The organism is Catenovulum agarivorans YM01 (assembly GCF_000281085.1).
Lineage (GTDB): Bacteria > Pseudomonadota > Gammaproteobacteria > Enterobacterales > Alteromonadaceae > Catenovulum > Catenovulum agarivorans.
This window is the reverse complement of record NZ_JH767538.1, coordinates 19,544-27,705: the sequence shown is the minus strand read 5'-3', so window position 1 is coordinate 27,705 and position 8,162 is coordinate 19,544. Positions and strand designations below refer to the sequence as shown.

8 protein-coding genes are annotated in these 8,162 nt (G+C 41.7%); 4 read left to right on the top strand and 4 right to left on the bottom strand.

Annotation, left to right across the window (positions count from 1 at the left end; genetic code table 11):
- Nucleotides 1-204 (top strand): SEC-C metal-binding domain-containing protein (locus tag WSC_RS25170; RefSeq protein ID WP_026016950.1); only part of this gene is annotated, 204 nt, incomplete at its 5' end.
- Nucleotides 205-241: 37 nt separating this feature from the next.
- On the opposite strand, the gene WSC_RS23415 is transcribed toward WSC_RS25170, so the two are convergent.
- The 4 genes from WSC_RS23415 to WSC_RS0118950 all read right to left on the bottom strand — a co-directional run bounded on the left by WSC_RS23415 (nucleotide 242) and on the right by WSC_RS0118950 (nucleotide 4,617).
- The gene (locus tag WSC_RS23415; RefSeq protein ID WP_157447356.1) at nucleotides 242-1,594 is read right to left on the bottom strand and encodes an MFS transporter; all 1,353 of its coding nucleotides are present in this window, start codon (nucleotides 1,592-1,594) and stop codon (nucleotides 242-244) included.
- A gap of 149 nt (nucleotides 1,595-1,743) precedes the next feature.
- Nucleotides 1,744-2,574 carry a sulfite exporter TauE/SafE family protein gene (locus tag WSC_RS0118960; protein ID WP_016957533.1) on the bottom strand — a complete coding sequence of 277 codons (831 nt, stop codon included), beginning with the start codon at nucleotides 2,572-2,574 and terminating at the stop codon, nucleotides 1,744-1,746.
- Nucleotides 2,571-3,611: a methionine synthase gene (locus WSC_RS0118955; protein WP_016957532.1), complete on the bottom strand. Its 1,041-nt coding sequence runs from the start codon at nucleotides 3,609-3,611 to the stop codon at nucleotides 2,571-2,573. Before WSC_RS0118955 ends, WSC_RS0118960 begins: the two co-directional genes overlap by 4 nt.
- A 28-nt stretch (nucleotides 3,612-3,639) precedes the next feature.
- The gene (locus WSC_RS0118950) at nucleotides 3,640-4,617 is read right to left on the bottom strand and encodes a DUF1852 domain-containing protein (RefSeq protein WP_016957531.1); all 978 of its coding nucleotides are present in this window, start codon (nucleotides 4,615-4,617) and stop codon (nucleotides 3,640-3,642) included.
- A 255-nt stretch (nucleotides 4,618-4,872) separates the two neighbouring features.
- Between WSC_RS0118950 and WSC_RS0118945 the strand changes: the two genes are divergently transcribed.
- The 3 genes from WSC_RS0118945 (at nucleotide 4,873) to secF (ending at nucleotide 8,147) form a co-directional block, all read left to right on the top strand.
- Entirely contained in the window at nucleotides 4,873-5,283 is a 411-nt protein-coding gene (locus WSC_RS0118945) for a hypothetical protein (RefSeq protein ID WP_237716337.1), read from the top strand.
- A 139-nt stretch (nucleotides 5,284-5,422) separates the two neighbouring features.
- Nucleotides 5,423-7,252, top strand: a complete 1,830-nt coding sequence (gene secD, locus WSC_RS0118935) for a protein translocase subunit SecD (RefSeq protein ID WP_050996233.1) — start codon at nucleotides 5,423-5,425, stop codon at nucleotides 7,250-7,252.
- Nucleotides 7,245-8,147 carry a protein translocase subunit SecF gene (secF, locus tag WSC_RS0118930; protein ID WP_016957527.1) on the top strand — a complete coding sequence of 301 codons (903 nt, stop codon included), beginning with the start codon at nucleotides 7,245-7,247 and terminating at the stop codon, nucleotides 8,145-8,147. The genes secD and secF overlap by 8 nt, the downstream gene beginning before the upstream one ends.
- Nucleotides 8,148-8,162 lie beyond the last annotated feature (15 nt).

The following is an 8,162-nucleotide window of genomic DNA, read 5'->3' as shown; positions in this document are numbered from 1 at the left end:
CAGCCACACCAACAGCAAATGGATGACGAAATAAACCAACTCATGGCGCAAGCGACCAGCCAGCTGCGTAGCAATACTTTATTTGGTGAAGAATACATTTTGCAAAACAGCGTGCCTGTCAGCAGTTTAACCACCAAAGTTGGCCGGAATGATCCTTGTCCATGTGGTAGCGGTAAAAAATATAAAAAATGTTGTTTGCATTAAAAAAGCCAGTTACTGAAGTTTAAAATGCTATAGCCAACTAATTATATTTGTACAGTTTAGGGGAAGCTTTTAATTTAAATAGTGCTCCAGCTGCTACTATAGCTGATAGCATAGTGCCACCGGCTAAAATAATCCGCATATCCAAGATGGATGATGCCGATTGTCCAGCCGCCAATTCAGCGTCAAAACCAATAAAATTGAGTGAGAAGCCTGAAACCAACATAGCTAAACTGGTACACAACTGCATCACTATATTGTGAATTGATACGTACACACCATTGTGATTACCCATAACTGATTTTTGTGCAGCTGCAACATCAGCAACTAGTGACTGCAATAAAATAGCCATAGATGCCCAAGCAAAACAGCCAAATGCAGCATCAATTACCAATACATATTGTGAGCCTGGAACAAAAATAAACCATTTAGCTAAACCACCAATAAAAGTTAACAGGTAGACAATTAAAAAGCAGTTTATCCGGCCAAACTTTGCATTCAACTTTAAGATAACTGGCACGGCCAACAAACCACAAACGGCATACGCTGTTGATAATATGCCTTTCCAATTTGCTCCTGAGACTAAATCACCATTTTGCATAAAATATACAATTAAATAGTAGTCCATAGCCGCGGCGTAATTAATACCAAAAAACTGGGCGAATGTGACAATAAGCAACATAACAAAAGCGCGATTAGCTAATACATGTCGAATGTTTTTAGTCAATGATTCCGCTGGGGTTGGTTTGTGTTCCACCATCAAATCAGCCGGATTTTTATAACATAAAGCGGGCAACACGCCAGCTAGGCCAATAAACAGAATAGCGATTGCCCAGCCTACCCATTTAACCCCCATATATAAACTGCTAAAAAGCGTCAGTTGTGCGAGCGGAAATGCCCACTGATAAAACAATGAGCAAACTTTACTTATGATTGAATTAAGTGCGAGTAATGCCACCCGCTCCTCACTGTCGTCTGTTGCTTCGTATACAAGGCAGGTATAAGGGATAAGAAAAAACTCTGCGGCAACGCAAAAGGCGGTATAAACAACCGCAAAATACACAAGTTGCATATTGGTCTGCCAGTCAACCGGCACTTGCCAGATACAGCCATAACAAATTGCAGAAACAATTGCGCCCAACAGAATAAATGCTTTTCTGTGACCATATTTTTGTTGATAAGAATCGCTTAATTGTCCAACCCAAGGGCCTAACATAGAAGCAAGTAAGAGTGGCAACATCATAGCCGCGGCCAACAAAAATGGGTCAACCGCTAGGCTCATTTGATAATAAGGGATCGCCAATATACCAACACCTTGGCGAATAAAAAATGCGCTAAATGTGCCGGATGATATGGCGATTTTGCTGTTACTCGTTAAGGCGTGGTTATTCAAATTATTACAGCCATTTTCTATATTTAATATACCCAAGATGCTTGGGTTTAGAGCTAAATCAGTACAAATAGCGATAATCAGCTGGCGATATTAATGTAGCTCTAAGTGTAACCTAAGTTAGCACTTGCTTAAGAAAATAACAGCAGTAATTAAAAGATTGTATGAGCCAACATTCGCAAACCAGTGATCAGCAGGACAACTGCAAAAATTTTCTTAAGTTTGGCTGCGTCTAATTTCGCCGCGACAGCAGCTCCAACTGGCGCGAATAATACGGTTAAAGGCACAATACACAAAAAGCCAACCAGATTGACTAAACCATAAGTTCCAGCAGGCGCATCCGCTGGCGCGCTACCTATTACCAACATTGTCAGTACACCAGGTAATGAAATAAGCAAGCCGATTGCCGCCGAAGTACCAACCGCTTTATGTGCCGGGTAACTATAGAGTGTCAGCAAGGGGACAGAAATTGTGCCACCGCCAATACCCACCATAGAGCTGAAAAAACCTATAGATGTGCCCATGGCTGTTTGCCCAGCCTTGCCGGGTAAAGTTGCAAACAAGGCAGACTTGCCGGTTCTAAACAGCATATTCAGCGCTGATAACGTAGCTATCACACCAAATAATACAGTCAGCCAGCTTCCATCTATTCGGGTTACGAACCAGCTGCCAACTAATACGCCAACAAAAATAAACCCAGCCCAACGTTTTAATAATTCAAAATCGACGTTGCCTTTTTTATGGTGCGAGCGTATTGAACTAATAGAGGTAGGCACTATGGTTGCCAGTGAAGTAGCGGTTGCCACCAGCATGGCAGATTCAGCTGAAACACCAAAACCCTGAAAAACAAAAAACAGCACAGGCACAATCACTATGCCACCACCGACACCTAACAAACCAGCCAAAATACCAGCAAATGCGCCAGTGGCAACTAAAGCCAAAAATGTAGATAAATTGTTGGTTATAAATTCAATGATATTCATTTAGCGGCAAGCTCTCTTCTTACGATTTCGGCTCCAGCGGCAAGGGCTTGTAATTTTCCTCTAGCCAATTCACGTGAAAGTGGTGCCATACCACAGTTAGTGCAAGGATATAGTTTGTCAGCATCAACATACCTAAGTGCGTCACGAATGGTTGCTGCTACTTCTTCTGCTGTTTCAATCGTATCGGTTGCAACATCAATCGCACCAACCATGATTTTTTTCCCTTTCAGCAGTTCAAGTACTTCAAGTGGCACACGACCGTTATGACATTCTAACGAAACAATGTCGATACTTGAGCGTTGAATTGCCGGAAAAGTTCGCTCGTAATGACGCCACTCTGCCCCTAAAGTCTTTTTCCAATCTGTGTTCGCTTTTATGCCATACCCATAACAAATATGCACAGCGGTTGCGCATTTAAGTCCGGCCGTAGCAATTTCTAGCGCTTCAATGCCCCACTCATTCACGTCATCAAGAAATACATTAAACGCTGGCTCGTCAAACTGAATGATATCAATACCAGCTGCTTCAAGTTCTTTGGCTTCTTGGTTTAATGCTTTGGCAAATTCAAACGCGAGTTTTTTACGGTCTTGGTAATAATCATCGTACAAGGTATCGACCATAGTCATAGGCCCAGGCAACGCCCATTTTATCGGCTGTTTCGTTTGTCCGCGTAAAAACTTGGCATCTTCAACAAATACTGATTTCTGGCGACTAACAGGCCCGATAACCCCTGGCACACTCGCGTCATAACGATTACGAATGCGCACAGTTTTTTTATTGATAAAATCAACACCAGTTAAATTTTCGATAAAGGTAGTGACAAAATGCTGGCGAGTTTGTTCGCCATCACTAACTATATCTATGCCAGCATTGAGCTGTTCTTGCAGCGCAACACGCAATGCGTCTTGTTTACCTTCAATTAGTTCTTCACCTTGTAATTTCCAAGGTGACCAAAGTTTTTCAGGCTCTGCTAACCACTTAGGTTTAGGCAAACTACCCGCGGTTGAGGTGGGTAATAATTTGTTTAATCTTGTCATAATAAATACTGCTTTTAATAGGTTATAACTACAATGCGTAATTGGCAGACCAACTCTCTAATAAAGTGCGATACGGCTTCATAAAGTTTTCTTCGGCAAATTTGCCCTGCTCTACTGCCAAGCGGCTGCGCTCTTCTCTGTCGTAAACAATTTGGGTTAACGAGTGATCTTGGTTTTGTAAATTCGGCTGATAACACTTACCCGCTATTGCATTGGCGTTGTAAATTTCTGGGCGATATATTTTTTGAAAAGTTTCCATAGTGCTTATGGTTCCTATCAATTCAAGATTGCTGTAATCAGTTAACAAATCACCTAAAAAGTAAAACGCTAACGGCGCTACACTGTTTGGCGGCATAAAATAACGCACCTGCAAACCCATTTTTTTGAAATATTGTTCAGTTAACGACGACTCATTTGCATGATATTCAACCCCGAGCACCGGATGTTGATTTTCACTGCGTTGATAAACCTTGTTGTCAGATACGCTCAAACAAATAACCGGTGGTTTAGCGAAATTTTCAGTGTATGACTGAGAATTTAAAAATGCTTTAAACATTTTGCCGTGCAGTTCACCAAAATTTTCAGGAATACTAAATTTGGCTTGTTGTTTATTGTGCTCAAGCAAAACAACACTAAAGTCATAATCACGTACATAAGAAGAAAAGTTATTACCAACAATGCCTTCAGTGCGCTTGCCGGTTTTATGATCGACTATATTAGTTTTTAACACCTCAATGGTTGGAAAGGTTTGTCCTTTACCTTCAACATCAATATCAACATGAATAATTTCAAGCTCAACTGAATAACGATCTGCCGTTGGGTTGTCCCAAGAAGCCAGCGCATTAAACCTGTTGTTGATCATTTTTAACGCGTTGCGCAAATTTTGTTGCCTGCTTTCGCCTCTAGCTAAATTAGCAAAATTGGTGGTGATGCGGGTATTGTCTGCTGGTTGGTAGTTCTCATCAAAACAGACGCGTTTAATTGTATAAGTAAAGTTAGTGGTCATTTTCCAAATATCCAATTGGTAAAATTAATCAATTTCGCTATCGGCTAGCGACTATGGGATAAGTTATACGCGTCTATTAACATGAATAAAATCCAGTTTATTTCACGTTCAACATGAAAATTATTCATCTACGAAAAAATTAATTGTTTTGCACCAGCGCTTGAAAAATAACTTGATTGGACATATCTTCACCACATGAGAATTGAAGCGTATACAAAAGTGGTTAAAACATTTTTGTCTGTTGTGTTGTTTTGTATGCTTATGCTACTGAATATGGGTAGTCAGACAGCTATTGGCAAAAATTTGCCAATACAACAGACAAACACGACCATTTCTGTTGACGCCCATACGGTAATTGATGACTTTAATCTTGAACAAACTGGGTTGAAGCATAAGTTACCAGCGCCAAATCCTGCAGAGTTGCCGCAACGCAGCCGAGTAACCCACCCGAGTTATTTTCTCGACACTGAGCAGCAACCCGACTACCAACTTATTTATGCTTTAGCCGATCCTGACATTCCACGAATTCTCTTGTATCGGCTGATAAAACCTGTCACTCAGCCTTGGTATCAATCTACTTCTAGGCCACGCACCGGCGCTATTGATAATTGCCAACCGGCAAATTTAACCTATCGAGCGCAACTCACCTTCGCTCACATCAGCTGATATTTATTTTTAAACAGCGCCTAAGTTTATTACTCAAGTATGCGTTTGAGTAGTGCTTTGGGCATTAAAATTTTTATTAGTTAAAAGCTGATTGTGAATAACCTTATGTGTTACTCACCAGCTAAGTGAGTTAATTATCATGTTTGCAAAAACACCCTCAACACGCTCTTTTTGGCAAGTGCGGCTCAAGCGTATCTGCGTTGCCGCCATCATCCTAGTGCTGGCACTATGCGCCATGCCCAATTTTTACCAAAACAAAACCTTATTAAGTATCAGTCCGGTGACTAACGAGCAGGCTTTGCCTAGCAATGACTTAGTTAAACAAGTACTGGAACAACACCAATTCACAGTTGCACAAATCAACTCAAACGACACAACTTTGGTTGAACTCAGCCGACAAAATTACTCTGCATCAGCGCAACAACTGCTCGCACAAACATTTGGCGAGCGCGCATCCGTTAAAGTAATAGAACAAGCTACCGCGCCATTCTGGCTACAAAAACTTGGTTTATCTCCGATAAAACTCGGCTTAGATTTAAATGGAGGCGTATTGTTTGTACTGAAAGTTGACACCAACAAAGCACTTGAAAAACGCATGGAAAATATTGCTTTAGAAGCTCAAGCAATTCGCGTCAAAGAGCAACTGCACGGCGTGCGTATTGAACAAAATACAATCCAAGGATTGCAATTAGTTGCTACGCCACAAGGGAAAGCAGGGTTAGAGCAATTGCAAAACAAACTGTTAAAACAGTATCCACATTTGGATGTGCAAACTCAGCAACAAGGCAACTTAACCCGTGCGACCTTAAGTTATACCGAAGCAGGCCAAGCTGAATTTGACAAACAAACCATGCTACAAGCGTTAACCACGCTGAGATCGCGCATTGAAGAATTGGGCATAACCGAGGCGGTAACCCAACGCCAAGGGGCAAATTATATCCGTATTGAACTGCCCGGCGTGCAAGACCCTACTGCGGCAAAACGCATTATTGGCGCTACTGCACAATTGTCGTTTCATGCACTGCAAGACCAAGGTGGCAAACAAGTTAAAGCAGAATATGGCACAGTTAATTTAAATCCTTTAGCAATCTTTAGCGGTGCGGATATTGATAGTGCACAAGCTGGTCGCGATGAATACGGAAAACCTCTGGTACAGCTGAGTTTATCCCCGCAAGGCGGCAATAAAATGCTGCATTTTAGTCGCGACAATGTCGGTAAACCTATGGCAACTTTATATAGCGAGTATATTGCCGACAGTAACGACGAAATTCAGCAAAGCAGCAAAGTAATTTCAGTAGCAACCATACAACAAGTGCTAGGGCAAAAATTCAGTATTACTAACTTAGACTCTTGGCAAAAAGCGCAAGATTTAGCTTTATTATTGCGAGCCGGTTCGTTAGACGCGCCGTTAACCATAGTGACCGAACGCACCATAGGACCCAGTTTGGGTGAACAAAACATTAGCAGTGGCTTTCAAGCTTTAGCTTTGGGACTGTCGTTAACCTTAGCATTTATGTTGTTTTGGTATAGAAAGCTCGGATTCATCGCCTGTATTGCCCTATTTGCCAATTTAATCTGTTTAATTGGTTTAATGTCGCTATTGCCCGGTGTGGTGTTAACTTTACCTGGCATTGCGGGTTTAGTTTTAACCATAGGCATGGCGGTTGATACCAATGTAATTATTTTTGAGCGAATTAAAGAGGAACGTAAACAAGGCAGTAGCATGACATGTGCCCTTGTGCGTGGTTATAGACAAGCACAAAGCAGTATTGTTGATGCGAATTTAACCACTATGATCACTGCTGTTGTTTTAATGTCGATAGGCTACGGGCCAATTAAAGGTTTTGCCATAACCTTAGCGCTGGGCATTATCACCAGCATGTTTTGTGGTGTTGTGGTTTCCGCACAATTGTCGCAGTGGTTTTATCGTTTAAATTCAATGACAACTAAAGGAGTACAACATGGCTAATTTTTGGCAAAAAGCCCGCACCTCTGGCTTAATTTTAAGTATTGTCGCCGTTTTATTCAGCTGTGTGTTAATCGCCCAACAAGGTTTGCAGCTTGGACAAGATTTTACCGGCGGTTATGTTACTGAGTTTCAAATAGTGCAAGACCTAACCACCCAAGCACTAGAACAGCACTTAACCCCCTATGTTGAAGGTGAATTTAAGTTAGCTAATTTAGGCACACTGCAGTGGCAATTATTTCAACCGCCACAAGACAACTTAAGCCAACCACTCGCGTGGCAAACTGAGCTGCCAGCTGATTTAGGTTTACAAATTTTAGACAGCCGTTATGTAGGTGCACAAATTGGCGCTGAGCTAATTGAGCAAGGAGGTTTGGCATTATTCGTGAGTTTATTGGCAGTTGCTCTCTATTTAATTGTGCGTTTTGAATGGCGACTCGCGCTGTCGGCTAGTTTAGCTTTATTGCATGATGTACTGCTCACTGTGGCTTTTTTTGTACTAATAGGTATGGAATTCGATTTAACCGTATTGGCTGCGCTGTTAGCAATAATTGGTTATTCGTTAAACGACTCAATTATTATCGGTGACAAAGTTAGAGAGCTGGTACGCGCTCATCCGGACAACCCAGTTGCCAATACAATCAACCAAGCATTAGCAAGCACATTAGGCCGTACCATTATTACCTCGTCGACCACCTTAACAACAATCGCCGCAATTTGGTGGTTAGGCGGCGCGAGTTTACACGGGTTTGCCAGTGCGTTATTTGTCGGTATTGTGTTGGGTACATGGTCGTCAATTTTTGTTAGTGCGACCTTGCCACAATGGTTAGGACTCAGTTACGACAACTATCAACAAAAACTAACAGATAAAGAATTGCAGCAACTTGCAGAGCCTTAGAACTCCTTTAAATAA